The sequence below is a fragment of the Sphingomonas sorbitolis genome (assembly GCF_036663875.1).
Classification (GTDB): Bacteria; Pseudomonadota; Alphaproteobacteria; order Sphingomonadales; family Sphingomonadaceae; genus Sphingomonas.
Genome location: NZ_JAXOJS010000003.1, coordinates 333,365 through 358,909 on the forward strand (window position 1 = coordinate 333,365; position 25,545 = coordinate 358,909).

The window sequence follows — 25,545 nt, forward strand, 5'->3', positions numbered from 1 at the left end:
CAAGGAGTCCCTATGCGACGCGTAATCCTCATCGGGCTGGCGGGCGCGCTGGCAGGCTGTGCCGCCGACCTCCCGCGCGCCGGCGATCCGCCCGAGCGTGGCCGCGGCCAATTGTTCGTCAGCCCGATGGGCGAGCCGTTTCGCACGATCCTTCGCCCCGGCGCCGCGCAAGCCCTTTGGTTCGCTGGAGCGGATACGGATGGCGACGGACGCCTTACACTGGCGGAGTTCCAGCACGACGCGATGCGCTTCTTCGCGGTGCTCGATCGCGGCAAGGACGGGGAAATCGACCCGGACGACATCGCATTTTATGAAAACGTCCTCGTCCCCGAGATCCGCGTCGTCGGCGGCCGCCGCATGGCCGAAGGAGGCGGGCGGCGTGGCGATAACGCGGGTGGTCGAAACGGCGGCGGTCGAAACGGCGGCGGAGGCGGCGGTGACGGCATGCGCTTCGGCAATGGTGGTTCCAGCAAGACTGCGGTGCCCCGCGAACGCCAGGGTGCGGCGCGGTTCGGGTTCTTCGACTTTCCCGAGCCGGTCATCACCGCCGACCGCGATGGCAATCGCGGGGTCGACGCCAGCGAATTCACGAGCACCGCGACGGTTCGTTTCGCGGCATTGGACCGCAATCACGATGGCGCAATAACGCGCGGGGAATTGCCGCGCGCCGGGGCCGAGACATGGCGCAACGGATCCGATGCGCCGGTCGAACCCGACCGCGACAGGGACCCCGAAAAACCCCGATAACGAGGGTTCACCGAGGTCCCGTCAGTTGAGCATCGTCCTACTGGTCGCTGCCCGGGCCGTTTGGCAGTTGCTGTGACGAACCTGCGTGCGACGGTACGCCGCCATTCGCAGGGCCGTCGAGGAACGGGCCACCGTCGGGATCGCGCATCGGGCCACCCGGCATGGGCCTCATCATCGGCGGTCCCATCATGGAGGGGCCCATCATCGGGGGTCCCATCATGGGAGGGCCCATCATGGGGGGGCCGTGACGCAGACGCATCAACGCCTCGAACGCGGCGCGCTGTTTCGTATCCAGGCCATCATAGAAGCTTCGCGCCGCGGCGATGCGCCGGGTGTCATCGGCTGCGCGCTGTGCCGTCATCTCCGTCATGCGCTGCAAATGCTCCTCGAAACCGCCCGACGGCATCGCCTCACGCATTTTGTCCCCGCGCGGCATCGCCGACGGCGGTGCGAATGACTGCAGAAATGCGTCGAGTGCCGGACGTTGCGCCGCCCGCAGCTGCAGCAGAAGCGCCATGTCGTCCGCCTCGCGCCGTTGCAGCGTCACGACGTCGATCCTTGGTGGCCCTGCCCGCTGCATCTGGGCACTGGCAATACCCGGCATCCCCATCAGCAGTGCAAGCATCGGCACTATCCTTGGCGTCATGTCTTTCCCCTTTTGATAATGAATTCGGGCATCTCAGCCGAGCAGTCCGGAGATGACCCAGCGTCGGCTGACCGCCGATTTGACGATCGTCGCACCGCACCGACGACAGGCGGATCGCTGGATCGGTTCGCTCAGGACATCCCGATGACGCGAACGCGGCGCATGACGCCCGATCGCGCATTCGGGCGACGATATTGACTGGTGCTGCATGGAACTGCCCTCCGAGATCCCCGGATGCAGTTTTGCGCGCCAATCTTGTCCGCAGTATTTCGAACACATACCGACGCTACGCCGGTCGGGGGCACCATCCGAAACGCGGGACAATTGATCGCGCGTGCAAGATCGTGGCCTGCGCCGCGCGCGCACGACCGCATGGCGTCAGGCTGGTTCGGCCGAAATCTCCAGGCGCTTGCCGACGAAATCTTGCGCTGCGACCGTGTCGATCTGGCGCTCGATTCCCCGCGTCAACGCGGCCGGAACGCGTACCGCAAAACCGCGATCGACCAGACCTTCGACAGCCCACCGGACGCAATAGTCCGCAGCGACGCCGATGACCGTGACGTCGGTGATCCGTTGCGCGGCAAGGCGATCGAAGAACTCTTCGCGGGGAATCGTCCGGCTCGCATCGCGTGCGTCTTCGATCGCGAGCCCCGGTTCGGCCCACATGTCGAACACCCCCTTCTCGATCCGCCATGCCGGGATCGCCGGATCGAGCAACGCGACATCGAGCATGTTCTCCCACCCTCGCGTACCCCGGACGCAGTGGATCGGGAACATCGCCGCTTCGGGCGACGCGGCGTAGGTTTCGCGGAAATGCGTGTCGAAGGTGAAGAGGACGCCTGAGGTTTCACCGGGCTGCAAAGCCGACAGCCAAGCCTGCATCGGCCCGACCAACGCCGCCGCGCCCGCGACGCTCAGCGCGCCGCCCTCCGCCATGAAATCCCACTGCGTATCCACCACGACCACGAACCGCGCCATCGCCTGTCTCCTTTGGCCGCTGCTTGACACACTCCCGTCATCTCGGACACCCGCAACCCCCAAGCAACGCAGGAGCCCGCGCGCATGGCCGTGACCGATATCGCCACCCGCACGTACAATCACAATTTCCGGCTCGATCCGATCGTGCGCAGCCTGCTCGATACCGATTTCTACAAGCTGCTGATGTTGCAGATGATCCGGCAAGTCTATCCGGACGTGCATGCCACCTTCGCGCTGATCAACCGGACCAAGACGGTGCGGCTGGCGGAGATCGTCGACGAGGCCGAACTGCGCGCGCAGCTCGATCACGCCCGAACGCTCAGGTTCGCGAAGAAGGAGCTGATCTGGCTCGCGGGCAACAGCTTCTACGGCAAGCAGAAGATGTTCGGACCTGAGTTCCTCGCCTGGCTCGGCGAGTTCCAGCTGCCCGCCTACGACCTGCGGAAGGTCGATGGGCAGTACGAGCTGCATTTCGACGGTCCGTGGACGCACACGACGATGTGGGAAATCCCCGCACTGACGATCATCAACGAGTTGAAATCGCGTGCGGCCCTGCGCGATCGCGGCCGGTTCGCACTCGATATCGTCTATGCGCGCGCCAAGGCGAAACTGTGGGAGAAGGTCGAGCGGTTGCGCGAGCTGCCCGATCTCGTCCTGTCGGATTTCGGTACGCGGCGGCGCCACGGGTTCCTGTGGCAGCGCTGGTGCGTCGAGGCGCTCAAAGAAGGTCTTGGCGACCGGTTCATCGGCACCTCGAACGTGCTGCTGGCGATGGATGCGGACCTCGAGGCGATCGGCACGAACGCGCACGAACTACCGATGGTCACCGCCGCGCTAGCCGAGAGCGACGCCGACCTGGCCGACGCGCCGTACCGCGTGCTCGAGCATTGGCGGCAGCATTATAACGGCAACCTCCTGATCGCGCTGCCCGATGCGTTCGGGACGACCGCGTTCCTGCGCAACGCGCCGCATTGGCTGGCAGAGTGGACCGGCTTCCGCCCCGACAGCGCGCCGCCGATCGCGGGTGGCGAGCAGATCATCCGCTGGTGGGAGCAACAGGGCGTCGATCCGAAGACCAAGCTGCTGATTTTCTCCGACGGGATGGACATCGACACGATCGAGCAGGTGTATGGCCATTTCCATGGGCGTGTGCGGATGAGCTTTGGCTGGGGGACCAACCTGACCAACGACTTCCGCGGCTGCGATCCCGATGGCGCGGCGGCGCTGGAGCCGATCTCGCTGGTCTGCAAGGTGATCGAAGCGAACGGGCGCCCAGCGGTGAAACTGTCGGATAATCCCGCCAAGGCGACCGGCGAACCCGCCGAAATCGCCCGTTATTTGCGCGTATTCGGCGAAGCCGACCGGGCGAGCGCACCGGTGCTCGTCTAACTCGCCAAACGTGGCATCTGCGCAACACACCAGCCACATTTCGCAACAAAATTGTTACACACGGCGATATTACCTTGCTTCGTTACGCCTCTGAGCCATCATTCGTATACAAAATATAAGAGCGGATGCGGTGCGGAAACACGAACAGGGGGATGGTTCATGCGTGCAGTGACGACGTTCAGATATCTGGGCAGACATTCGGGCAAATATGCCAGCGTCGGTAGTTTGGCCCTGGCGACGATGCTAGCGGGGGCGCCGGTCCAGGCGCAAACCGTCACGACACCCGCGGCGGAGGCCACGCCCCCCGTCGATCAGACCAGCGGGGAAGAGATCGTCGTCATTGGATCGCGTATCCGTCGCGATCCGCTGTCGCAGCCTTCGCCGGTCATCACGGTTGATGCGGAATCGATCCAGCGGACCGGGCTGTCGTCGGTCGCCGACGTGCTCCAGCGGCTACCAAGCGCGGCCGGCGGGCTCAATTCGAAGGCCAATAATTCGGGGAACATCGGCAATCCGCCCGATGGCGGCGGCGTGGGTGCAGGGTCGGCCGAGATCGATCTGCGCTATCTCACCGCCAAGCGGACGCTGGTGCTGGTCGACGGCCTGCGCTTCGTCAACGGCGCGTCGGCGAGCGGGATTCCCTCGACGGTCGATCTCAACACGATCCAGGTCGGCTCGATCGAGCGGATCGAGATCCTCCAGTCGGGCCAGTCGCCACTCTATGGCTCGGACGCGCTGGCCGGCGTCGTCAACATCATCACCAAGTCGCAGCAGAAAGGGCTCAAGGCCTCCGCGCAGTTCGGTACGTTCCGTCAGGGCGACGGCCATACGCAGGACTATAACGTCAGCTACGGGATCCAGGCGCCGCGGACGAGCGTGGTGTTCGGCGGCAGCTATGTGAAGCAGGAGGCGGTGCGCACCGGCGACCGCGCGATCTCGCAATTCCCCAACCCCGGCCAGACGAGCTGCACCGATCCGATCGGCGGCTGTTCGAGCGCGACGGTGAACGGCTATGTCCAGCTGACCGGCGCGGCATTGACGTTGAAGTCGGCACCGATCCTCGGTCGGCCGCGCTACGACGCGGCGAACCCGACCGGCGCGAACAGCGACTACCGTCTGCTCACGACCTCGGACCGGTTCAATTTCGCACCGTTCAACTATTTCCTGACGCCGTCGGAGCGCTACGGCTTCTTCGTCAGCGCCAAGCAGGAGCTGACCGACAGCGTGAACCTGCGCGTGAAGATGAACTACACGCGGCGCAATTCGCAGAACCAGGCGGCGTTCCTGCCGCTGTTCGTCGGGCCCGATGCGGGCAACGGCAATCTGCTCGACACGATCTCGATCGATGCGACCAACCCGTATAATCCGTTCGGCTATACGCTGTCGGCGGGCGGCGCGGGCAATGCGCCGGCGAATTACTCGACGGTGCGTCGTCGTCTCGTCGAAGCGGGGCAGCGCACCTATACGCAGACCGTCGACACGATGTCGGCGACCGCGACGCTCGATGGCTCGTTCATGGTCGGCAGCCGTAAATTCTACTGGGATGCCAACGCTGTCCTGGGCTTCAACGATGCCAAGCAGCTGTTCACCGGCAACATCAATGCGGCGTTGCTGCAACAGGCGCTCGGCCCGGTCGCGAATTGCACCGGCGCATGCGTCCCGTTCAACATCTTCGGCGGGGCCGGCTCGGTGACGCCGGCGATGCTCGCCTATATCGCATTCGACGAGCGCGCGCGCAGTTCGCAGAGCCTGGAGGATTATACTGCCAACATCTCCGGCGACCTGTTCAACCTGCCCGCCGGCCCGGTCGGTATCGCCGCAGGGTATGAGCACCGCGTTCAATATGGCAGCTTCACGCCCGACCCGCTGATCACCGCAGGGCTTGGCGCGGACATTCCGGCGCAGCCCGCGCGCGGCCATTTCAACTCGGACGAGGTCTATGCCGAGCTGCGCGTGCCGCTGATCCACGACACCCCGTTGATCCACTCGCTCGAAGTCGGTGGCGCGGTGCGGCATTCGAACTATTCGACGAGTGGCAGCAACACGACCTATACCGGCAGCGGGTTGTGGAAGCCGGTCAGCGACCTGCTGTTCCGCGCCTCCTACGCGCAAGGGTTCCGCGCACCGAGCATCGGCGAATTGTTCGGGGCGGAATCGCGGTCGGATGCGCCGATCGACGATCCCTGCACCAACGTCGCGGGGTCGCCATATCAGAGTTCGGCCACGGTGCGGGCGAACTGCACCGCGAACGGCGTACCCGCGAACGGGAGTTATCAGGAGCCCAATGGCGGCCAGCTGGGCGTACTGACCGGCGGCAACAGCGCGTTGAAGCCGGAAACCTCGCGGACCTGGCTGTTCGGCGGCGTCTATGCGCCGAACTGGGCTCGGACCAGCGGCTTTGCGAGCCAGCTGAGCCTCGAGGGCAATTACTACGACATCAAGGTGAGCGACGCGATCGCACCGGTCGCGGCACAGCTAACGCTGAGCCGGTGTGCGGAAACGGGCGATGCGCTGAGCTGCGCGGCGATCACCCGGACCTCGAACGGGCTGATCTCGCGGATCAACGCGCAGTTGCAGAATATCGGCGGGATCCGCACGCGCGGTGTCGACGTGACCGCGATCTATCGCTCGCCGCGCACCTCGGCAGGGACGTTCGGGCTGTCGCTCAACGGCAATATCCTGTTGAAATACACCGAGACGTTCCCGGCGGCGACGGGCTTCACCACCACCGACTACCGCGGCACGACGCGCGGCTTCCCCGACCAGTCCTACCCGAAGTTCAAGGGCAATGCGGTGGTCGACTGGGATATCGGCGCGGCGCGCGCGTCGTTCACCGGGCGCTACATCAACAGCGTGAAGGAAGCCGATGGCAAGAAGCTCGACGGCACCTTCTACGGCGACGTCCAGCTGACGCTCGCGCCGGGCTGGCTGGAGAACCGGTTGGGGCTGACGATCGGCGTCAACAACGTGTTCAACCAAGACCCACCGGCCTGCTTCAGCTGCACCGGGCCGAACTATGATCCAACCACATACGACGTGCCGGGGCAGTTCGGGTATGTGCGGCTGTCTTGGGGGCTTTGATCCCGCGGGCATGATCTGGTGGGAAAGGCGGTCCGCTGATGGCCGGCGGACCGCCTCCCGTCATCCTGACGAAAGTCAGGATCCAGAGTTACAAAGGACATCGCGCGTTACTCTGGATCCTGACTTTCGTCAGGATGACGGGAACTCAGTCCTCGACGAGCTTCATGAAGCGGCGCTCTACCGGGGCGAGTACCGGGCCAAGCTCATGGCCGCGCTTTACTACCGCGCCGCCCTCGCCGATCAGGGCCCACATGCCCTGTTTGTTGCGCAACGACGGGCGTTTCTCGATCCTGAATTCAGGCCGCTCGGCGGCGCGACGGAAGGCGGCGAAGACGGCGGCGTCCTTGCCGAGATCGATCGCATAGTCGCGCCAATGACCCGCTGCGACCATCCGGCCGTAGAGGTCGAGGATCCGGTTGAGTTCGAGGCGTTCGAAGCCGACCTGCGTCGCCTTGGACGGTATCGGAAAGGGTACGACGCCCATCAATTATCCACCATCATGCGCGGTCGCGTCGATCCTCGGGAAGACCATCGGCGAGCAACGCGTCGAGCCGCTTGCGCATCGTCTCGAGCTCGCAACGCATGATCTCCATCTTCTGCGTCGCGGGATCGAACGACTCGCTGCACGGCGTACCATAGGGCACGAACCGCGGCATCTCGGGTGCGTTGCCACCCTCGATCGTGGTCGCGCGGGCTGGGATGCCGACCACCGTCGTGCCCGCGGGCACGTCACGCGTGACGACGGCGTTGGCGCCGACCCGCGAGCGCTTGCCGAGCGTGATCGGCCCCAGCACCTGCGCGCCCGAGCCGATGATCGCGCCGTCGGAAATTGTCGGATGGCGCTTACCCTGCACGCCGTTGTCGGGGCTGGTGCCGCCAAGCGTGACGCACTGGTAGATCGTGACGTCGTCGCCGATCTCCGCAGTCTCGCCGATCACGACGAAGCCGTGGTCGATAAAGAAATTGCGGCCGATCGTCGCGCCAGGATGGATGTCGATCGCCGTCGTAAAGCGCGACCAGTGGTTGACGCAGCGCGCGAGGAAATAGAGCTTCGCCTTGTACAGGCGGTGCGCGATGCGGTGATAGCCGAGCGCCCAGACGCCAGGGTACAGCATGATTTCGGCGCGCGAATGCGGGGCGGGATCGCGGGCGCGGATCGAATCCAGATAGGCCAGTAATCCGCTCGACATCCGCAGTCCCCTTCGCGATTTTCGTATCTAGGGTATCGAACCGCCGATTTCCAGAACCGGGCGCAAGGGCCGCCTCAGGCCGCCACATCGGACTGCCGGGATCGGGGTAAAGCCTATCTTTGTTGTGGGATAAGCCCGCGCTGTGCAGTTTAGGCGCCATATTGAGGGGATGCCGATGTTCGACCTGACGACCTTGAGTTTCGAGACGCTCCTGCCCTTCATCCTGGTCGGGTTCGCCGCGCAGATCGTCGATGGCGCGCTGGGGATGGCGTTCGGGGTGATTTCGAACACGCTGCTGCTGTGGGTCGGCGTGCCGCCGGCAGCGGCCTCGGCGGGCGTCCATACCGTCGAGACCTTCACCACCGCGGTGTCGGGGATCAGCCATGTGCTGCACAAGAACGTCAACTGGACGCTGTTCCTGCGGTTGATGATCCCGGGCGTGATCGGCGGCGTGCTGGGGGCGTACGTGCTGTCGAACATCGATGCGAGCACGGCGAAACCGTTCATCCTCGCCTATCTGACGTCGATCGGCGTGTACCTGCTGTACCGCGGGCTTCGCTATCCGCCGAAGCAGAAGGAGCCGAAGATCGTCGAGCCGCTCGGGCTGGTCGGCGGGTTTCTCGATGCGGCGGGCGGTGGCGGCTGGGGACCGGTGGTGACGTCGAACCTGCTGGTGCAGGGTGCGTCGCCGCGGACCACGATCGGGACGGTCAATACGGCGGAGTTCTTCCTGACCGCGACGATCTCGGCGACGTTCATCACGCAGCTTGGCTGGGCGGCGTTCACGCAGGCGACGGTGGGGTTGCTGATCGGTGGGGTGCTGGCGGCGCCGTTCGGCGCGATGCTGGCGAAACGCGTGCCCGCGAAGACGCTGATGGTGCTGGTGGGTGTGATCCTGACGATCACGAGCTTGTTCGGACTATACCGCGCGATCTGGCACTGACCAACTCCCCTCCCGCTTGCGGGAGGGGTCGGGGGAGGGGCTGGCCTCACTACGCCAGCGCGGTTGGAAGAGAAGCCCCTCCCCTAACCCCTCCCGCAAGCGGGAGGGGAACAGAAGGTCACAGCGTTGCGTGGACCGTGGCGACCGCCGCCAGCACTGCGCCGATGCGAACCGAGGTCTGGATCGCTTCCGCGGTAACGCCGGCCTTCTTCAGAATCTGCTCGTGGCTGTCGATGCACATGCCGCAGCCGTTCATCGCCGACACGGCCAGGCTGAACAGCTCGAAGTCGACCTTGTCGATGCCGGGCTGGCCGATCACGTTCATGCGCAGCTTGGCCGGCATGTTGCGGTATTCCTGGTTCCCGGCGAGGTGCGTGAAGCGATAATAGACGTTGTTCATCGCCATCACGGCTGCGGCTGCGCGCGCTGCGTTGGCCGCCTCGGGCGAGAGCTTCGGCGCGCATTCGGCTTCGGCGGCTTCGACGAGCGGCTTGTAGCCCGAGCCGTGTGCGCAGGTCAGCAACAGGCCGTATTTGCGCTGGTCGCTGAGGTGCGTCTCGTTCAGCAGCGAGCCGACGTTGAGGCGGATGTCCTTGGCGTAATCGGGCAGCGTGCCCGCGAATTCCTTGAGTGACATGAATGGGTTCCAGTCCAGAAAAGCGTCACCCCAGCGAAAGCTGGGGTCTCCCCGTTACGAAGAGACCCCAGCTTTCGCTGGGGTGACGGAAGAAATGGGAGCGGGCGTTCAAGCCCGCTCCCAATAGATCAGGCAGCGAGCTGGAGGACGTCGTCGCCCTTGTTCCAGTTGCACGGGCAGAGCTCGTCGGTCTGCAGCGCGTCGAGCACGCGGAGCGTTTCGGCGGGGTTGCGGCCGACGTTCAAGCCGTTGACCTGAACTGCCTGGATGACGTTGTCGGGATCGATGATGAAGGTCGCACGGAACGCGACATGTTCGTTCTTGTCGACGATGCCGAGCGCATCCGCGAGCTTCGCGCCGTTATCCGCCAGCCACGGGAAGTCGGCGGCGGCAAGGTCCGCGTCCGACTTGCGCCAGGCGAGGTGGACGTGCGCGGTGTCGGTCGACGCGCCGATCAGCACGGCGTCACGGTCTTCGAAATCGCTGCGGATGTCGCTGTAGCCGACGATCTCGGTCGGGCAGACGAAGGTGAAATCCTTCGGCCAGTAGAACAGCACCTTCCACTTGCCGGGATATGCCGTCGTCAGGTCGAGCGTCTCGCCGGCGGGCAGCGCGGCGGTGCCCTGCTGGACGGGAATGGTCATCGATGGGAACTGGTCGCCGATGGTCAACATGATGGAAGCCTCCTGGAAATAATTGGCTCCAGGCATCCTCAAGGGCGGCGGTTGGCCCGCTCGGTTGTTGTGCATTGCGGTATAGGGGGCTGGTGTAATCGATCCAACGCTCTATTTATCATCTGATGATCGATAGAGGCGATTAATGGCTGCGACCTACCTACCTACGTTGAAACAGTTGCAATATCTGGTTGCGCTGAAGGACCACGGCCATTTCGGGCGCGCCGCGGAGGCGTGTTTCGTCACGCAATCGACGCTGTCGGCGGGCCTGCGCGAGCTCGAAACGCTGATAGGCGTGGTGCTGGTCGAGCGGACGCGGCGAGTCGTGCGGTTCACGCCGCTAGGCGACGGTATCGCCGACAAGGCGCGGCGCGTGCTGCGCGAGGCGGAGGAGCTGGGCGACATGGCGCGCGCCGCCGGCCAACCGCTGTCGGGCGACATGCGGATGAGCGTCATCCCGACGATCGCGCCGTTCATGCTGCCGAGGATCCTGCCGCGGTTGCGGAAGGACTATCCCGACCTCAAGCTGTTCCTGCGCGAGGAGCCTAGTGGTCCGGCGTGCGAGGGGTTGCACAATGGCCGGACCGACTGCGTGCTGCTCGCGCTTCCCTATGCGTGCGGCGAAGTGACGTCCGAGACGCTGTTCGAGGATCGTCTGTTCGTCGCCTATCCGTCGGGCGAGGAGCCGACCGCGCTGCCCGCGATCCCGGCGTCGGCGATCGACGAGACGCGGTTGCTGCTACTTGAGGATGGGCATTGCCTCAAGGATCACGCGCTTGGCGCCTGCAACCGGCCGGAATTGCGCGCGGAGGCGACGATGCTGGGCACGTCGCTGCACACGATCGTGCAGATGGTCGACAACGGGCTTGGCATCACGATGCTGCCGGAGATGGCGCTGAAGGCGGGTATCCTCGACAACACCAACATTACGGCCAGGCCGCTCGACGAGATCAACGCGGTGCGGAAAATCGCCTTGGTCTGGCGGCGGGCGAGCCCGCGGGAAAAGGACTTTCGGTTGATGGCGAAGGCGCTGGCCGACGTTCAGTAACCGGCTCGGCTCGCCGTGAGATTGGCACGGATGCGCAACCAACTCGGCGTTCGATCGTATATTTCGCGAGTTCCCGCTGGAGACCCGATGATGTCGAAGACGCTTCCGCTACTGCTGATGACGAGTGCACTGGCGCTCGCGGCGTGCAGTGGCAAATCGAAGGACGACGTGGCCAGTCCGTCGACAAATCCCGCGCTGTCGGTCCCGAACGGCCCGCCTGCGGTCGCCAATCCGACCGTCGGCGGCGTGCCGATGATGGCCACGCGGACGATCGTCGACAACGCGTCGGCCGCACCGAACCTGTCGACGCTGGTCGCCGCGGTGAAGGCCGCCGATATGGTCGGTACGCTCTCGGGTCCGGGGCCGTTTACGGTGTTCGCGCCGACCAATGATGCGTTCGGGCGGCTCGCTCCGGGTATGGTCGACACGCTGCTGAAGCCTGAGAACAAGGCCTCGCTGACGAAGGTCCTGACCTATCACGTCGTGTCGGGGGCGATCACCGCCGACGATCTTCGCCAGCGCATCGCGGCCGGCGGCGGTACGGCGACGTTGACGACGGTCGAGGGCGACCCGATCACCGCGACGCTGGTCGGCGCAGTCATCGCGCTGACCGACGTCAACGGTAACAAGAGCTATATCGAGACCGCAGACGTGCGTCAGTCAAATGGCGTCGTGCATGTCGTCAACGGCGTAATCGTGCCGAAACTTAGCTGATCGGCATGATTGTCGGGTTCGGTTCGTCGCATCGATGGCGCGGCTGGTCCGCCAAAACATTGAAGACGAGCCGATCTCATACCTACTTTTCCCTTCGAGTTTCCAATCGTCCCACCAATTGCATTTGGAGTCGCATATGACTGTTAAGACGAACCTTTTGATTGCCGCCGCATCGAGCATGATCCTCGCCGCCGGTGCGACCGCACAGACGACGACGCCTGCGGCGCCCGCAGCACCGGCGCAGACGGCGCCAGCCACCACCGCTACGCCGCAGGCAGCGCCTGCAACTGCGGCTTCGGCTGCACCGACGGCCGCGCCGACGACTACGATTGCCGCTGCGCTGCCGACGTTGCCGAACCGCGCGACACTGACCAAGCTGGTGACTGCGGCAAAGCTGCAGACGACGCTCGCAGGCCCCGGTCCCTTCACCGTGTTCGCCCCGAGCGACGAGGCGTTCACCCGTCTGCCCGCCGGCGCGCTCGACACGCTGTTGAAGCCTGAGTCGGCACCGACGCTCGCGACGATCATCAAGTATCACGTCGTCGCCGGCGCAGTGACCTCGGACCAGTTGAAGGCGCAGATCACCGCTGGCGGTGGCAAGGCAACGCTGACCACGCTTGCGGGCCAGCCGCTGATCGCCTCGCTCGGGCCTAACGGCAACATCGAGCTGACCGACACCGCCGGGATCAAGGCGTATGTCGATACGGCCGACATCAAGGAGACGAATGGTGTCGTCCATCTGACCAACGGCATGAGCGTTCCGAAACTCGGCTGATCTGAGGGGGCTGCAACTCCATTAGGGAGTGCAGCCCTCTTTGTTTCCCCGCGAAGGCGGGGACCCAGTCTGGGCTCCCGCCTTCGCGGGAGAACAACCTTTGGTTTAGGCCTCCGGCTTATCCCACCGAACAGCAGCGGCATGATCGCCATCGCGAGCTTCGACCCAGCTAGTCGTCGCACCACGCGTCTCACGCTTCCAGAATGGCGCATCGGTCTTCAGCCGATCGATCAAATACGCGCAGGCCTCCAGCGCCGCGCCGCGGTGCGCCGCCGTCGCTGCAACGAACACGATCCGCTCCCCCGGATGCATCGGCCCGACCCGGTGCACGATGATCGCCGCACTCAGCTGCCAGCGTTCGATCGCGCCCTCGGCAACCTTCAGCAACGCCGCTTCGGTCGCACCGGGATAATGTTCGAGTTCGAGCGTACCGACGCCATCGTCAGCACGTACGAGGCCGGTGAACGTCGCCACCGCGCCGGCCCCTGCCGCCTCGGCGCGCGTCATTTCAGCCGCGATATCGATCGGCGACTGCTGGACCGAAATATGGATCATCCGCCGGTCACCGGTGGGAAGATCGCAATCTCCTGCGCCCGACCGATCGGCGTATCGAGCGAGACGAAGTCCTGATCGATCGCTGCGCGCAACCGCGAGCGGTTCTCGAACGCGCCCGCGTGTGCCTCGCTCGTTTCCGCCAGCCAGTCGACCAGATCGGCCACCGTCACTACGCTTGCGGGCGGCTCGACCGACTCTTCGCCCGTGCCGATGCGCTCGCGCACCCAGGCGAAATACACCATCCGTACCGTCATTTTCAGTCCATGTGCTTTAAGCCGACGCGGAGGTAATCCCATCCGGTCAGCAACGTGAGGACGGCCGCGCCCCACAGCGCGACGATGCCGACGGTATGGACCCAGATCATATCAGGCACCGCGCCACCAAGGATGATGCCGCCCAGCGACACGAGCTGTAGCGTCGTCTTCCACTTGGCGAGCTGCGACACGGGAACGGAGACCTGCACCTGCGCCAGGAACTCGCGTAGCCCCGACACCGCGATCTCGCGCAGCAGGATGACCAATGCGGCGATCACATGGATGCCGGCAATATCGCGCGTGCCGACCAGGATCAGGATCACCGCGGCAACCATGATCTTGTCGGCGATCGGATCGAGGAAGATCCCCAGCCGCGACACCGCACCGCTCGACCGCGCGAGGTAACCATCGAAATAATCGGTGATGCCCATCAGGCAATACAGCACGAAGGCGATGCCGTACCCCGCCTCCCAGTCGGGCCACCACAGGAACCAGACCAGCAGGGGCACCGCGACGATCCGCGACAATGTCAGGAGGTTAGGCAAGCTCAGCACCCACCACCTCTATACGGGTCGGTCGCGCGGCGAAACCGGTTTAAGCGTTGGCGTGAGCATGGCGCTGGGCTAAGGGTTTAGCGTATTTTCGCAACGATCTGGGCGATTTCTCGCATGCTCAATGCCCTCGGGTTGCTGAAGCAACGTCGCTTCCTGCCCCTGTTCACCACGCAGTTTCTCGGCGCGTTCAACGACAACCTGTTCAAGACTTCGATGGTCCTGTTCGCCACCTATGCGGTCTTCAACGACCCTAAGATGGAGGCGAACTTCAACGCGTTGGCGACGGGACTTGGCATCCTGCCGTTCTTCCTGCTGTCCGCGCTCGCCGGGCAGTTGGCGGACAGTCACGACAAGGCGCGGATCATCCGGATCGTGAAGACGGTCGAGATCGGCATCATGATCCTGGGCGCGACCGGCCTGATGGTCGCGCGTGCTGGGCACCCGTCGCTGGGAATCGGGCTGATGCTCGGCGCGGTGCTGTGCCTTGGCGTTCACTCGACGTTCTTCGGGCCGATCAAATACGCGATCCTGCCGCAGCATTTGAAACCGTGCGATGTGCTCGGTGGCACGGGCCTCGTTGAAGCCGGGACGTATCTCGCGATCCTGCTCGGCACGGTGACCGCGGGCTGGATCCCGATCGAGGGCGCCGCCGCCAGCGTGTTGATCGTCGCAGTTATCGGCTGGTTCTCCGGGCGTCAGGTGCCCCCCGCACCCCGTGAAGGCCCGCCGCTCAAGCTCGACTACAACCCGTTCACCGCGTCGTGGCGGTTGATCAGCGCGACGCTGCACATCCCGCGGCTGTTCCTGGCGATCGTCGCGATCAGCTTCTTCTGGACGATCGGCGCGGTTCTGATCATCGTCTTCCCGCCGCTGGTGAAGAACGTGCTGACCGCCGACGAGCGGGTCGCTAGCTTCGTCATTGCGGTGTTCTCGGTCGGAGTCGCGATCGGGTCGGTCGTGATAAACTCGATGCTGCGAGGGCGGATCTCGGCGAAGTTCTCGCCGGCATCGGTGATCGCGATGGGCGGCTTCGTCGTGCTGTTCTCGTTCCTGGCGCGGAACTGGACGCCTGCACCGGCGGGGCAATATTACGACTGGGCGGGCTTCATTCATCAGCCGGGCGCGATCCCCGTGCTCGCGACGCTGCTAGCAATCGCGATCACCGGCGGAATGTTCGTCGTACCGCTTTATGCGTTCCTGACGACGACCGTCGAGAAGGACCAGACCGCGCGGACCGTCGCGGCGAACAACGTCGTCAATTCAGGCGCGATGACGATCGGCTCGATCCTGGTCGTCGGGATCACCGCGATGGGCGTGACGCCGGAGGACATGCTGTTCCTGGTCGCGGCGATGTGCCTGGTCTCGGCTTGGCTGGCGCAGAAGCTGCACCGCGCGTGTGACAACGATGCCGTCGGGTGCTTGCCGACGTTGAGGGGGTAGCTCGCTCACCGGCCCACCGGCATCCGTTCGTGCTGAGCGAAGTCGAAGCACCTTCACCTGGGACGTGCTTTTCGACTTCGCTCAGGGCGAACGGCATGTTGTCAAAAAATGAAGCTGTAGAAGCAGGTGAAGAACGCCGCGAAACTCAGGAAAAACAGCTTCACGTCGTGATCGTCGTTCTTCGCAGCCGTGACGACTGGCGGCGGCAAGGACCGGCGCAGCGGATGGCGGGCGGCTTCGTTAGTGAGGACTAGGCGTCTGGTCATGATGCAAACGTTAACGCGGCGTTTACTATTTCGACCAGTCGCAAAAGTGGTTAAACCCGAGCCGTCCGGGAATGGGACGGAATTGCCTCGCCGGAAGCGCGTCGAGCCGCACGCAGCAGCCCCCTGTCCTTGCCCTATCGCGCCGTATAAGCTGCCGTCATGCGCCACGACTTCGCGCCCACAAGGACCCGAATTATCCAGCAGATTGCGGCACTTCCCTATGTGATCGACGCCGACGGGCACGCTCGCGTGATGCTGATCACCTCACGCGATACCGGGCGCTGGGTGATCCCCAAGGGCAATCCGATCGTCGGTCTCGCCAGCCACGAGGCGGCCGCGCAGGAAGCGTATGAGGAAGCCGGCATCCGCGGCATCCCCTGCCCCACCGCGGTCGGCGAGTTCGGCTACCGCAAACGCCGCCGCACCGGCCGCTACCGCGACATGATCGTAACGGTGTTTCCGCTCGCGTTCGTGGAACAACTCGACGACTGGCCCGAGCGCCATCAACGCGAGACCCGCTGGTTTACGCTTGATCGCGCCGCGGAGGCTGTCAATGAGCCCGGCCTGAAGGCGCTGATCGCTGCTTTCCGTGAGCCGCCGATCCCGGCGTCGCTCGCGCAACGTATCTTACCCGTCGTGCGCACGAGCGCGAAAAGGAGAATTCCGATGCTGGGCTGGTTCCAGTCGCTGATGCCGAAGCAGGGACGGTTCTTCGAACTGTTCGACGCGCATGCCGCGACCCTGGTCGCCGGCGCCGATGCGCTTGCACGGCTGCTCCACGGCGAAGGCTCGATCGAGGGTCAGATCGCCGAGATCGTCAAGCGCGAGCACGAGGCCGACGATATCACGCGCGAGGTCCTCCAGGACGTCCGCCGCGTGTTCGTGACGCCGTTCGACCGCAGCGCGATCACGGATTTGATCGGCGTGATGGACGACGCGATCGACCAGATGAACGGCACCGCCAACGCGATCGCGCTGTACGAGGTCACCGAATTCTCGCCCGAGATGCGCGACATGGCCGGCATCATCGTCGAGGCCGCACGGATTACCGCGGAGGCGATCCCGCTGCTCCGCTCGCTAGGCACCAACGCGGGTCGGTTGCACGACCTGACCGCGCGGCTGATCCAGATCGAGGGGCATGCCGACGACATCCACGACACGGGGCTGCGCGCGCTGTTCCAAGCGTCGAAGATCAGCGCGGACCCGATGACCTTCATCATCAACCGCGAGATCTACAGCAGCCTGGAAAAGATCGTCGACCGCTTCGAGGACGTCGCGAACGAGATCCAGGGGCTGGTCATCGACCATGCTTGAGGGGCAGTCATCGATAGGTGCCCCACCCCGGCGAAGGCCGGGGCCCAGTTGGGGGACGGCAATAACTGAGGATGGTGCGCTGTTACTGCGACCTCTCCAACTGGGCCCCGGCCTTCGCCGGGGTGGTGGCTTGGTTGGGCGGGCGGCAGTGGGCATCATGCCCACGTCGCAGAGCGCAATCGCATGATCCTCTCCCTTCCCCTCCTCATCGGCCTTATCGGCATCGCGCTGCTGTTCGACTTCCTGAACGGCCTGCACGACGCGGCGAACTCGATCGCCACCGTCGTCTCCACGCGCGTGCTGAAGCCCCAATACGCCGTCCTATGGGCGGCGTTCTTCAACTTCATCGCGTTCGCGGTGTTCGGCCTCCACGTCGCGCAGACCGTGGGTACCGGGATCGTCCAGGCGCACGTGATCGATGCGCAGGTGATCTTCGCCGCGCTGATCGGCGCGATCGCGTGGAACGTCATCACCTGGGTGCTCGGTATCCCGTCGAGCAGCAGCCACGCGCTGATCGGCGGGCTGCTCGGCGCGGGTATCGCCAAGATCGGTTTCGGCGCGATCGTCTGGAGCGGCGTCATCAAGACCGTCCTAGCGATCTTCGCCTCGCCCGCGATCGGCCTGATGCTCGCGCTCGTGCTCGTCCTGATCGTCGCCTGGACCAGCCTCAAGCTCACCCCGCTCGGCGTCGACAAGCGCTTCCGCAAGCTCCAGCTGATCTCCGCCGCGCTCTACTCGCTAGGCCACGGCGGCAACGACGCACAGAAGACGATGGGGATCATCGCCGTGCTGCTCTATTCTCAGGGCCTGCTCGGCGGCGAATTCCACGTGCCGCTCTGGGTCGTGCTGTCCTGCCAGGCGGCGATGGCGCTCGGCACGCTGTCGGGCGGCTGGCGGATCGTCCACACGATGGGCTCGAAGATCACCCGCCTGACGCCGGCACAAGGGTTCTGCGCGGAGACCGGCGGCGCGATCACGCTGTTCGCCGCGACCTTCTGGGGCATTCCGGTCTCGTCGACGCACACCATCACCGGCTCGATCGTGGGCGTCGGTGCGGCGCGGAGGTTATCCGCCGTCCGCTGGAACGTGGCGAGCAACATCGTCGTCGCCTGGACGCTGACACTCCCAGCCGCCGGCTTGATCGGCGCAGGCACCTATCTGCTGGTCGGGCTGTTTGTCTGAACGGCCCGCCACCCCTAAGCGACAGTCTATTGACGCAGCCGTAACCGGCTCCGACACTCCCGGTCGAGCGAAGGACTATGATCCCTCGCCGCCAGGGAGAGGACATCATGAAGACGACCTATACGGCGTTGCTGGTCGGGACTGCGCTGAGTTTCGCGACTCCGGGACAGGCACAGACCGCCAGCCCGACCAGCGTCGCGGCGGGCGAGACCTATAGCCGCATGATAGTGTTCGGCGACAGTCTCGCCGACGGCGGCTATTATCTGACGCTCGATCCTAGCCTGCCACGCGACGCGGGCAGCTTCACGACCAACCCCGACCCGGTCTCGCCCGAAGTCCTCGCGGCGCGACTCGGCCTGCCGCTCGATCCGGTCTACGGCAAGGGCGGGACCAATTACGCGGTCGGCGGCGCGCGCGTGACCGCGGCCAATGGATTTTCCATCCCCGTCACGACCCAGATCAGCAACTTTCTCGCCGCCGGCGGCGCGTTCGGGCCGCGCGATCTCGTGTACATCCAGGGCGGCGGCAACGACTATTTCGCGTTCCAGGCGGCGGGCAGCACCAACACCGCGATCCTGACCACCGCGGCGACCCAGCTTGCCGCGCAGGTCAGCCGGCTCCAGACGGCGGGCGCCACGCGGATCGTCACGCTCGCGGTCCAGACCGGCGGGGCCGCGGGGCTCCAGCTGTTCAACCGGACCTATGCCGCGGCCTTGGCGGCGGCGAACGTCAACGCGCTGTATTTCGATACCGACCGACTGTTCGGCGAACTCGTCGCGAGTCCAGCGACCTATGGCTACACCAACATCACCGGCGTCGCCTGTACCGTGCCGTCGTCGCTCGCCTGCACGCGCGCGACGCTCGTCTCGCCCAACGCCAACGAGACCTATATCCTGGCCGACAGCGTCCACCCTTCGGGCAAGACCCAGCGCATCCAGGGGCAGGCAGTGGCCAGCCTCGTCCAGGCCCCCGACCAGATCGCCGGGCTCGGCTATGCCGCACAAGCGATGTTCCGCGGCCAGCGCGACCTGTTCGAAGGCGCCGAGCGCGGCGGCGCGCAGCGTAGCGGCCATGCGCTCTCGCTGTTCGGCAGTGCGGGCTATCATTATTATGCGAGCGGCACCTCCGCCCAGCGCGTCGGGATCACCGAGCGCGGCTTTAGCGGTACCGCGGGTGCCGACCTCGCGATCGGCGATGCGTCGGGAGTCGGCGTGGCTGGCGGCTATTCGGATGGCACCGGCGACTTCAAGGCCGGCGCCGGCACCTACAAGCCGCGCGCGTGGTCGGTCAGCGGCTACGCGCGCGGCGAACTCGGCCCGGTTCGCCTGCTCGCGGACGGGACGTACGGCGAGATCGACTATCGCCACATTCGCCGCACCGTCCAGCTCGGCCCGGCGATCCGCTCGCACGAGGGCGAAACCGACGGCACCTATGTCGCCGGCCGCGTCACCGCCGCGTTCGATCTGATCACGCTCGGCGGCGTGGCGTTCGGCCCCGACCTCGCTGCGCAGTACGACCGGGTCCGGATCGCCGGCTATGTGGAGACCGGCGGGCTCTCGACCGCGGCGGCATTCGGCAAGCAGGAGGTGAAAAGCCTGACCGGCCGGTTCGGCGCGGTGGTCCGGACCGTCCCGGGCGAGCTGGTGCGGTTTTTCGCCCGCGCCGGCTACGAGCGCCAGTTCGACCACGATCCGCGGACGCTGACATTGACCCCAACGGGTGCCCCGATCAGCTTCACGAGCACGGTGGAACGCGCCGATCGCAGTTACATGAGCTACGCGATGGGTGTGGACGGCAATGTCGCGGGGCAGTTGTCGCTCCGCGCGGGTGTCGCCGGCTACGCGTTGCGCGACGACCGCGACAGCGTTTCGGCGTTCGCAGGGCTGTCTGCCGCGTTCTAGCTGCGTGGCAACGGTGTTCGGGATGTGGAGTGCCGCGTCCCGAACACCGTTCGAGGCGGGCTGAGGCAACAGGCCAACGACGTTGCCGTCCGGCCCGATCGCGCTATCTGGGACAACGGTCCGATCGACCGGTCATCAACGGAAATGGTGGAGCCGAGGGGGATCGAACCCCTGACCTTTCGCATGCCATGCGAACGCTCTCCCAGCTGAGCTACGGCCCCATTCCCGTTGGGAGGCGGGTCACTAACCGGACCCGCCCGGGTTGGCAAGCGGCGTAAATGCCGCCTGCCAAATTTATTCCGATTAACGCTCGTGCTCGTCCTGCGGCGTCTCGACGCCGAGGTCGTCGTCGCCGCCCAGATCGACTTCGTCGTCCGCCGAGGGCTCTTCGTCCTCGCCGGTGATCGAGGCGATGTCCTCTTCCTCGTCACCCTCGAGATCCGCGTCGGGTTTCTTGGTGTCGGGCTTGGCGACCTCGAACGGCAGCGGCTGCTTCGACTTCAGGATAGGCTCGGGCTCCCACGCATACCCGCATTCGATGCAGGTTACGGGGTCGGCTTTTTCGAGGTCGTAGAAACGCGTCGCGCATTTCGGGCACGAACGCTTCGTGCCCCATTCCGGCTTGATCATGCCGATAGAACCTTTCGGATGAATGGATTGCGGGGGGATACCCTCGCAAAGTGGGCGCGCCTTGCCATAGCGCAAGGCCACTGTCAAAAGCCCGGCCCCATGGCACACCCCCTCCCCACTTCGATGGACGTCGTCGCACGCGGTCCACTGACCGGCTCGATTGCGGTCCCAGGCGACAAGTCTATCAGTCACCGCGCGCTGATGTTCGCAAGCCTCGCGGTCGGCACCAGCCGGATCGAGGGGCTGCTGGAGGGCGAGGACGTGCTCGCCACGGCGGCTGCGATGCGCGCGATGGGCGCGACGATCAAGCGGGGCGAAGATGGTATCTGGACCGTGGACGGCGTCGGCGTGGGTGGACTGCTTCAGCCCGAGACCGCGCTGGAGATGGGGAATTCGGGGACGTCGACGCGGTTGCTGATGGGGCTGGTGTCGAGCCATCCGATCACGTGTACCTTTACCGGCGACGCTTCGCTGTCGGGGCGGCCGATGGGACGCGTGATCGAGCCGCTGTCGCAGATGGGGGCGGACATCACGTCGTCGCCGGGCGGGCGGCTGCCGCTCATGGTGCGCGGGATGTGTCCAGCGGTGCCGATCGAATACACGCTGCCGGTCGCTTCGGCGCAGGTGAAGTCGGCGATTTTGCTCGCGGGGCTCAACACGCCGGGGATCACGCGGGTGATCGAGCCGGTCGCGACGCGCGATCATAGCGAGCGGATGCTGACGGGGTTTGGCGCGAAGCTGACCGTCGAGGAGACGAACCACGGTCGCATCATTTCGATCACCGGCGAAGCGGACCTGAAGCCGCAGGATATCGTCGTGCCGGGCGATCCGTCGTCGTCGGCCTTCTGGCTGGTTGCGGCGTCGATCGTACCCGGGTCGGATATCGTCGTGCGCAACGTCGGGCTGAACCCGACGCGGATCGGGATCGTGACGGCGCTGCGGATGATGGGGGCGGATATCACCGAGCTCGATCCGCGGACCGTCGGTGGCGAGCCTGTCGCGGACCTGCGCGTTCGGCATGCCCCGCTGACCGCAATCGAAGTGCCGGCCGATCTCGCGCCGAGCATGATCGACGAATATCCGGTGCTGTTCGTTGCCGCGGCGTTCGCGACCGGGACGACGATCGCGCGCGGCGCGCATGAGTTGCGCGTCAAGGAATCGGACCGGATCACGACGATGCGGATCGCGCTCGAAGCGTGCGGGATTCCTTGCGAGGAGTTCGAAGACGGCATGGCGATCACCGGGTCGGACGGCGCGGCGATTCGCGGTGGCGCTCGGATCGCCTCGAAACTCGACCACCGCATCGCAATGAGCATGGTCGTGGCTGGACTTGGCGCCGTTCAGGCCGTCACGATCGATGATGTATCGCCGGTGGCGACGAGCTATCCCGTGTTCTTCCGGTCGCTCGACGCGCTTACCGGCCGGGGGAATTAAGATGATCATCGCAGTCGACGGTCCGGCGGCATCGGGCAAGGGCACGATCGCGCGCGCCTTGGCCAAGCATTACAAGCTGCCGTATCTCGATACCGGGCTGCTGTACCGTGCGGTCGCGTTGAGCGTGGCGCGGATGGGGCTCGATCCGGAGACCGAGGCCGACGCGGTGGCGGCGTGCGATTTCAGCGATGCGCTGTTGAGCGATCCGGCGTTGCGCGACGACGATATCGGCGCGCTGGCGTCGGTGGTTTCGGCCCATCCGCTCGTGCGCGCGGCGCTGCTGCACCGGCAGAAGCGGTTCGCGGCGCAGGAGGGTGGCGCGATTCTCGACGGGCGCGATATCGGCACGGTGATCGCGCCGGATGCGGATGCGAAGCTGTTCGTGAAGGCTACGCCGAATATTCGGGCGCAGCGGCGGCATGCTGAGTTGCAGGCCAGGGGTGGGACGGCGAGCAAGGATCGGGTGTTGGCGGATATTCGGGCTCGGGATGCTCGGGATAGTGGGCGGTCTACGGCGCCGCTGGTGATGGCGGCGGATGCTGCTTTGTTGGATACGAGCTTTTTGTCGATCGAGGCTTCGGTGCAGCGGGCTGTTGCGCTGGTTGAGGCGCAGCGGGCGAAGAGGGCCGCTTCGGTTTAAGCCGATCCAGACTGTTGGGAGATGCACCACCCCGGCGAAGGCCGGGGCCCAATTGGAACGTCCGCAGCAACGAAGCGCGGTCCTCAGTTTAGCGATGTCCCCCAATTGGGCCCCGGCCTCCGCCGGGGTGGTGGCTCTGTTGGGACAATCCATAGTGAACCAACCCTGTTTCCCCGCGAAGGCGGGGACCCAGACTGGGCTCCCGCCTTCGCGGGAGAACAAGGAAGCGGGGGTTGCCGCCCGCTATAATCCCCGCCGCCTACAACTCGGTCACCACTCTCCCCTAAAGCGCGGTAACCAGCGCCACCGCCCCGAACACCACCCCCGGAAAATTTGCCACGACGATCGGCCAGTCCCGCTTGTCCTTCAGGAACCCATACCCGACCCACAGCGCGCAATTCACCATCGTCGCGAACGGCTGGACCACCGATCCCTTCTGACCCGCAAGGTTCAGCATGATCTGGTCGATGTACGACAGGTACATCACGATCGCCGTCACGGTGGCGACCCAGCCAAGCACGAGAATGCCGCGTTCGTTCAAATCTTCGCTCCTGTGGTGAGCGGCCCCTAACGAAGCAGCGGCGAACTTGCTCCGAGACGGGGTTTCGGCTATACGGAACCGTCCGGCGAGCGATGCTCGTGGAGGAAGGCGCGGAGACCCTCGAGTCTCACGCGCCGTTTTCGCATTCAGCGTCTACGTCCTCCGCAGCCTCGTGCCGTCCGGATGCCGCGTTCGACGTTCGGTCGTCGCGGCAACGAAGGCCAAGACCAGCGGACCCAACCGCTTGGCCGGAAACAGACTAGGATTACTGAATTCTATGGCAACCCAGGTAATGCCGACCCGCGACGATTTCGCGGCGATGCTGAACGAAACGCTCGGCGACGCCGACAGCTTCGAGGGCCGCGTGGTGCATGGCACCGTGACCGGCATCGAGAACGACATGGCCGTCATCGACGTCGGTCTGAAGTCGGAAGGCCGCGTGCCGCTTCGCGAATTCGCAGCGCCGGGCCAGAAGGCTGACCTCAAGGTCGGCGACGAAGTCGAAGTCTATGTCGACCGCGTCGAGAACGTCCACGGCGAAGCAATGCTCAGCCGCGATCGCGCCCGTCGCGAAGCCGCATGGGACAAGCTGGAAACCGAATTCTCCAAGACGACCCGCGTCGAAGGCGTGATCTTCGGCCGCGTGAAGGGTGGCTTCACCGTCGACCTGAACGGCGCCGTTGCCTTCCTGCCCGGCTCGCAGGTCGATATCCGCCCGGTGCGCGATGTCACCCCGCTGATGGACATCCCCCAGCCGTTCCAGATCCTGAAGATGGACCGCAAGCGCGGCAACATCGTCGTGTCGCGTCGTGCCGTTCTCGAAGAGACGCGCGCAGAGCAGCGTTCGGGCCTGATCCTCAGCCTGGCCGAGGGCCAGATCATCGACGGCGTCGTCAAGAACATCACCGATTATGGTGCGTTCGTTGATCTCGGCGGCATCGATGGCCTGCTGCATGTCACCGATCTCAGCTACAAGCGCGTCGGTCACCCGAGCGAAGTCCTGAACATCGGCGACACCGTCAAGGTGCAGATCATCCGGATCAACAAGGACACCCAGCGCATCAGCCTCGGCATGAAGCAGCTGGAGAGCGATCCCTGGGATGGCGCGATGGTCAAGTACCCGGTCGGCGCGAAGCTCACCGGCCGCGTCACGAACATCACCGAATATGGTGCGTTCGTCGAGCTGGAAGCGGGCATCGAAGGCCTCGTCCACGTGTCGGAAATGTCCTGGACCAAGAAGAACGTCCATCCGGGCAAGATCGTGTCGACCTCGCAGGAAGTCGACGTCATGGTCCTCGAAGTCGATTCCGAGAAGCGTCGCATCTCGCTCGGCCTCAAGCAGGCTCAGGCCAATCCTTGGGAGGCATTCGCTGCCGCTCATCCGATCGGTTCGACCGTCGAAGGCGAAGTCAAGAACGCGACCGAGTTCGGTCTGTTCATCGGCCTCGACAACGACGTCGACGGCATGGTCCACATGTCGGACATCGCATGGGGTGTTTCGGGCGAGGACGCGCTCAACCTGCATCGCAAGGGTGAGACCGTCGAGGCCGTCGTGCTCGACATCGACGCCGAGAAGGAGCGTATCTCGCTCGGCATGAAGCAGCTCGAGCGTGGCGGGCCATCGGCCGGCGGCATCGCAGCAGCAGGCGACAAGCTGAACAAGAATGCGATCGTTACCGTGACCGTTCTCGAAGTCCGCGACGCGGGTCTCGAAGTGCAGCAGGGCGACGATGGCGCGACCGGCTTCATCAAGCGCACGGATCTGGGTCGCGATCGCGACGAGCAGCGTCCAGAGCGTTTCCAGGTCGGCCAGAAGTTCGACGCGATGGTCACCGGCTTCGATCGTTCGAAGAAGCCGACCTTCTCGATCAAGGCGATGCAGATCTCGGAAGAGAAGCAGGCCGTTGCCCAGTATGGTTCGTCGGATTCCGGCGCGACCCTCGGCAACATTCTGGGCGAGGCTCTCAAGGCTCGCACGGACGCCGAGAAGAAGTAAGTCTCACGGCTTACCG

General features: G+C 65.0%; 26 protein-coding genes and 1 tRNA gene. 14 read left to right on the forward strand and 13 right to left on the reverse strand.

Annotated elements, in window-relative coordinates; all coding sequences use genetic code 11:
- Nucleotides 1-12: 12 nt before the first annotated feature.
- Nucleotides 13-747 (forward strand): EF-hand domain-containing protein, encoded by a 735-nt coding sequence (locus U1763_RS10855; RefSeq protein ID WP_332755232.1) that lies wholly within the window; start codon nt 13-15, stop codon nt 745-747.
- 37 nt (nt 748-784) lie between these two features.
- Here the strand turns inward: U1763_RS10855 and U1763_RS10860 are convergent, their stop codons facing one another.
- Nucleotides 785-1,372, reverse strand: a complete 588-nt coding sequence (locus U1763_RS10860; protein WP_332755233.1) for a Spy/CpxP family protein refolding chaperone — start codon at nt 1,370-1,372, stop codon at nt 785-787.
- 399 nt (nt 1,373-1,771) lie between these two features.
- Nucleotides 1,772-2,371: an isochorismatase family protein gene (locus tag U1763_RS10865; RefSeq protein ID WP_332755234.1), complete on the reverse strand. Its 600-nt coding sequence runs from the start codon at nt 2,369-2,371 to the stop codon at nt 1,772-1,774.
- A gap of 84 nt (nt 2,372-2,455) precedes the next feature.
- Between U1763_RS10865 and pncB the strand changes: the two genes are divergently transcribed.
- Nucleotides 2,456-3,760, forward strand: coding sequence for a nicotinate phosphoribosyltransferase (gene pncB / locus U1763_RS10870; protein WP_332755235.1), 1,305 nt, complete (start codon nt 2,456-2,458; stop codon nt 3,758-3,760).
- Nucleotides 3,761-3,919: 159 nt separating this feature from the next.
- The gene (locus U1763_RS10875) at nt 3,920-6,841 is read left to right on the forward strand and encodes a TonB-dependent receptor domain-containing protein (RefSeq protein ID WP_332755236.1); all 2,922 of its coding nucleotides are present in this window, start codon (nt 3,920-3,922) and stop codon (nt 6,839-6,841) included.
- A gap of 145 nt (nt 6,842-6,986) precedes the next feature.
- Here U1763_RS10875 and U1763_RS10880 read toward each other — a convergent pair whose 3' ends face one another.
- Both U1763_RS10880 and epsC read right to left on the reverse strand, forming a co-directional pair.
- Nucleotides 6,987-7,325: a DUF2794 domain-containing protein gene (locus tag U1763_RS10880; RefSeq protein WP_132738950.1), complete on the reverse strand. Its 339-nt coding sequence runs from the start codon at nt 7,323-7,325 to the stop codon at nt 6,987-6,989.
- A 13-nt stretch (nt 7,326-7,338) separates the two neighbouring features.
- Nucleotides 7,339-8,031: a serine O-acetyltransferase EpsC gene (gene epsC / locus U1763_RS10885; protein ID WP_132738953.1), complete on the reverse strand. Its 693-nt coding sequence runs from the start codon at nt 8,029-8,031 to the stop codon at nt 7,339-7,341.
- A gap of 175 nt (nt 8,032-8,206) precedes the next feature.
- On the opposite strand from epsC, the gene U1763_RS10890 reads away from it, so the two are divergent.
- Nucleotides 8,207-8,974: a sulfite exporter TauE/SafE family protein gene (locus tag U1763_RS10890; RefSeq protein ID WP_056052944.1), complete on the forward strand. Its 768-nt coding sequence runs from the start codon at nt 8,207-8,209 to the stop codon at nt 8,972-8,974.
- Between the two features lie 118 nt (nt 8,975-9,092).
- Here U1763_RS10890 and ahpD read toward each other — a convergent pair whose 3' ends face one another.
- Entirely contained in the window at nt 9,093-9,611 is a 519-nt protein-coding gene (ahpD, locus tag U1763_RS10895; protein WP_332755237.1) for an alkylhydroperoxidase, AhpD family, read from the reverse strand.
- A gap of 128 nt (nt 9,612-9,739) precedes the next feature.
- Nucleotides 9,740-10,285, reverse strand: coding sequence for a peroxiredoxin (locus U1763_RS10900; protein WP_130324348.1), 546 nt, complete (start codon nt 10,283-10,285; stop codon nt 9,740-9,742).
- A gap of 145 nt (nt 10,286-10,430) precedes the next feature.
- Here U1763_RS10900 and U1763_RS10905 point away from each other — a divergent pair, with 145 nt between their 5' ends.
- The 3 genes from U1763_RS10905 to U1763_RS10915 all read left to right on the forward strand — a co-directional run bounded on the left by U1763_RS10905 (nt 10,431) and on the right by U1763_RS10915 (nt 12,822).
- A complete protein-coding gene (locus U1763_RS10905) occupies nt 10,431-11,333 on the forward strand; it encodes a hydrogen peroxide-inducible genes activator (protein ID WP_060526661.1) in 903 nt (300 codons plus the stop codon).
- Nucleotides 11,334-11,423: 90 nt separating this feature from the next.
- Nucleotides 11,424-12,047: a fasciclin domain-containing protein gene (locus U1763_RS10910; RefSeq protein ID WP_332755238.1), complete on the forward strand. Its 624-nt coding sequence runs from the start codon at nt 11,424-11,426 to the stop codon at nt 12,045-12,047.
- Nucleotides 12,048-12,183: 136 nt separating this feature from the next.
- Nucleotides 12,184-12,822, forward strand: coding sequence for a fasciclin domain-containing protein (locus U1763_RS10915; RefSeq protein WP_332755239.1), 639 nt, complete (start codon nt 12,184-12,186; stop codon nt 12,820-12,822).
- A gap of 105 nt (nt 12,823-12,927) precedes the next feature.
- Here U1763_RS10915 and U1763_RS10920 read toward each other — a convergent pair whose 3' ends face one another.
- From U1763_RS10920 to pgsA, 3 genes are read right to left on the reverse strand one after another with little or no spacing between them, the layout of a single operon-like run.
- Nucleotides 12,928-13,377 (reverse strand): molybdenum cofactor biosynthesis protein MoaE, encoded by a 450-nt coding sequence (locus tag U1763_RS10920; RefSeq protein ID WP_332755240.1) that lies wholly within the window; start codon nt 13,375-13,377, stop codon nt 12,928-12,930.
- Nucleotides 13,374-13,631, reverse strand: a complete 258-nt coding sequence (gene moaD / locus U1763_RS10925) for a molybdopterin converting factor subunit 1 (RefSeq protein ID WP_132738967.1) — start codon at nt 13,629-13,631, stop codon at nt 13,374-13,376. Before moaD ends, U1763_RS10920 begins: the two co-directional genes overlap by 4 nt.
- Nucleotides 13,632-13,633: 2 nt before the next feature.
- Nucleotides 13,634-14,185 carry a CDP-diacylglycerol--glycerol-3-phosphate 3-phosphatidyltransferase gene (gene pgsA, locus U1763_RS10930; protein WP_132738970.1) on the reverse strand — a complete coding sequence of 184 codons (552 nt, stop codon included), beginning with the start codon at nt 14,183-14,185 and terminating at the stop codon, nt 13,634-13,636.
- 114 nt (nt 14,186-14,299) lie between these two features.
- On the opposite strand from pgsA, the gene U1763_RS10935 reads away from it, so the two are divergent.
- Nucleotides 14,300-15,625, forward strand: coding sequence for an MFS transporter (locus U1763_RS10935; RefSeq protein ID WP_332755241.1), 1,326 nt, complete (start codon nt 14,300-14,302; stop codon nt 15,623-15,625).
- Between the two features lie 101 nt (nt 15,626-15,726).
- On the opposite strand, the gene U1763_RS10940 is transcribed toward U1763_RS10935, so the two are convergent.
- On the reverse strand, nt 15,727-15,891 hold the full coding sequence (locus U1763_RS10940) for a hypothetical protein (RefSeq protein WP_332755242.1): 165 nt from the start codon (nt 15,889-15,891) through the stop codon (nt 15,727-15,729).
- Between the two features lie 195 nt (nt 15,892-16,086).
- On the opposite strand from U1763_RS10940, the gene U1763_RS10945 reads away from it, so the two are divergent.
- From U1763_RS10945 to U1763_RS10955, 3 genes are all read left to right on the forward strand, one after another.
- The gene (locus tag U1763_RS10945; RefSeq protein ID WP_332755410.1) at nt 16,087-17,205 is read left to right on the forward strand and encodes a DUF47 family protein; all 1,119 of its coding nucleotides are present in this window, start codon (nt 16,087-16,089) and stop codon (nt 17,203-17,205) included.
- A 183-nt stretch (nt 17,206-17,388) separates the two neighbouring features.
- Nucleotides 17,389-18,387, forward strand: a complete 999-nt coding sequence (locus U1763_RS10950) for an inorganic phosphate transporter (RefSeq protein ID WP_332755243.1) — start codon at nt 17,389-17,391, stop codon at nt 18,385-18,387.
- A 107-nt stretch (nt 18,388-18,494) separates the two neighbouring features.
- A complete protein-coding gene (locus tag U1763_RS10955; RefSeq protein WP_332755244.1) occupies nt 18,495-20,288 on the forward strand; it encodes an autotransporter domain-containing protein in 1,794 nt (597 codons plus the stop codon).
- A 145-nt stretch (nt 20,289-20,433) separates the two neighbouring features.
- Here the strand turns inward: U1763_RS10955 and U1763_RS10960 are convergent.
- Both U1763_RS10960 and U1763_RS10965 read right to left on the reverse strand, forming a co-directional pair.
- Nucleotides 20,434-20,509 (reverse strand) — tRNA-Ala (locus tag U1763_RS10960).
- A gap of 82 nt (nt 20,510-20,591) precedes the next feature.
- Nucleotides 20,592-20,918, reverse strand: a complete 327-nt coding sequence (locus U1763_RS10965) for a TIGR02300 family protein (protein WP_031395784.1) — start codon at nt 20,916-20,918, stop codon at nt 20,592-20,594.
- A gap of 99 nt (nt 20,919-21,017) precedes the next feature.
- Here U1763_RS10965 and aroA point away from each other — a divergent pair, with 99 nt between their 5' ends.
- Both aroA and cmk read left to right on the forward strand, forming a co-directional pair.
- Nucleotides 21,018-22,352 (forward strand): 3-phosphoshikimate 1-carboxyvinyltransferase, encoded by a 1,335-nt coding sequence (gene aroA, locus U1763_RS10970; RefSeq protein WP_332755245.1) that lies wholly within the window; start codon nt 21,018-21,020, stop codon nt 22,350-22,352.
- Nucleotide 22,353: 1 nt separating this feature from the next.
- A complete protein-coding gene (cmk, locus tag U1763_RS10975) occupies nt 22,354-22,992 on the forward strand; it encodes a (d)CMP kinase (RefSeq protein WP_332755246.1) in 639 nt (212 codons plus the stop codon).
- A 283-nt stretch (nt 22,993-23,275) separates the two neighbouring features.
- Here the strand turns inward: cmk and U1763_RS10980 are convergent, their stop codons facing one another.
- On the reverse strand, nt 23,276-23,533 hold the full coding sequence (locus U1763_RS10980; RefSeq protein WP_056486791.1) for a SemiSWEET family transporter: 258 nt from the start codon (nt 23,531-23,533) through the stop codon (nt 23,276-23,278).
- Nucleotides 23,534-23,810: 277 nt separating this feature from the next.
- Here U1763_RS10980 and rpsA point away from each other — a divergent pair, with 277 nt between their 5' ends.
- Complete coding sequence (rpsA, locus tag U1763_RS10985) at nt 23,811-25,529, forward strand: 30S ribosomal protein S1 (RefSeq protein ID WP_056060414.1); 1,719 nt, start codon at nt 23,811-23,813, stop codon at nt 25,527-25,529.
- The last annotated feature ends 16 nt before the right edge of the window (nt 25,530-25,545 follow it).

Excerpts from the sequence above, each read along its gene's own strand:
- U1763_RS10855 (WP_332755232.1), top strand. The coding sequence starts at position 13 with ATGCGACGCGTAATCCTCATCGGGCTGGCGGGCGCGCTGGCAGGCTGT.
- U1763_RS10860 (WP_332755233.1), bottom strand. The coding sequence starts at position 1,372 with ATGCTTGCACTGCTGATGGGGATGCCGGGTATTGCCAGTGCCCAGATG.
- U1763_RS10865 (WP_332755234.1), bottom strand. The coding sequence starts at position 2,371 with ATGGCGCGGTTCGTGGTCGTGGTGGATACGCAGTGGGATTTCATGGCG.
- pncB (WP_332755235.1), top strand. The coding sequence starts at position 2,456 with ATGGCCGTGACCGATATCGCCACCCGCACGTACAATCACAATTTCCGG.
- U1763_RS10875 (WP_332755236.1), top strand. The coding sequence starts at position 3,920 with ATGCGTGCAGTGACGACGTTCAGATATCTGGGCAGACATTCGGGCAAA.
- U1763_RS10880 (WP_132738950.1), bottom strand. The coding sequence starts at position 7,325 with ATGGGCGTCGTACCCTTTCCGATACCGTCCAAGGCGACGCAGGTCGGC.
- epsC (WP_132738953.1), bottom strand. The coding sequence starts at position 8,031 with ATGTCGAGCGGATTACTGGCCTATCTGGATTCGATCCGCGCCCGCGAT.
- U1763_RS10890 (WP_056052944.1), top strand. The coding sequence starts at position 8,207 with ATGTTCGACCTGACGACCTTGAGTTTCGAGACGCTCCTGCCCTTCATC.
- ahpD (WP_332755237.1), bottom strand. The coding sequence starts at position 9,611 with ATGTCACTCAAGGAATTCGCGGGCACGCTGCCCGATTACGCCAAGGAC.
- U1763_RS10900 (WP_130324348.1), bottom strand. The coding sequence starts at position 10,285 with ATGTTGACCATCGGCGACCAGTTCCCATCGATGACCATTCCCGTCCAG.
- U1763_RS10905 (WP_060526661.1), top strand. The coding sequence starts at position 10,431 with ATGGCTGCGACCTACCTACCTACGTTGAAACAGTTGCAATATCTGGTT.
- U1763_RS10910 (WP_332755238.1), top strand. The coding sequence starts at position 11,424 with ATGTCGAAGACGCTTCCGCTACTGCTGATGACGAGTGCACTGGCGCTC.
- U1763_RS10915 (WP_332755239.1), top strand. The coding sequence starts at position 12,184 with ATGACTGTTAAGACGAACCTTTTGATTGCCGCCGCATCGAGCATGATC.
- U1763_RS10920 (WP_332755240.1), bottom strand. The coding sequence starts at position 13,377 with ATGATCCATATTTCGGTCCAGCAGTCGCCGATCGATATCGCGGCTGAA.
- moaD (WP_132738967.1), bottom strand. The coding sequence starts at position 13,631 with ATGACGGTACGGATGGTGTATTTCGCCTGGGTGCGCGAGCGCATCGGC.
- U1763_RS10935 (WP_332755241.1), top strand. The coding sequence starts at position 14,300 with ATGCTCAATGCCCTCGGGTTGCTGAAGCAACGTCGCTTCCTGCCCCTG.
- U1763_RS10940 (WP_332755242.1), bottom strand. The coding sequence starts at position 15,891 with ATGACCAGACGCCTAGTCCTCACTAACGAAGCCGCCCGCCATCCGCTG.
- U1763_RS10950 (WP_332755243.1), top strand. The coding sequence starts at position 17,389 with ATGATCCTCTCCCTTCCCCTCCTCATCGGCCTTATCGGCATCGCGCTG.
- U1763_RS10955 (WP_332755244.1), top strand. The coding sequence starts at position 18,495 with ATGAAGACGACCTATACGGCGTTGCTGGTCGGGACTGCGCTGAGTTTC.
- U1763_RS10965 (WP_031395784.1), bottom strand. The coding sequence starts at position 20,918 with ATGATCAAGCCGGAATGGGGCACGAAGCGTTCGTGCCCGAAATGCGCG.
- aroA (WP_332755245.1), top strand. The coding sequence starts at position 21,018 with ATGGCACACCCCCTCCCCACTTCGATGGACGTCGTCGCACGCGGTCCA.
- cmk (WP_332755246.1), top strand. The coding sequence starts at position 22,354 with ATGATCATCGCAGTCGACGGTCCGGCGGCATCGGGCAAGGGCACGATC.
- rpsA (WP_056060414.1), top strand. The coding sequence starts at position 23,811 with ATGGCAACCCAGGTAATGCCGACCCGCGACGATTTCGCGGCGATGCTG.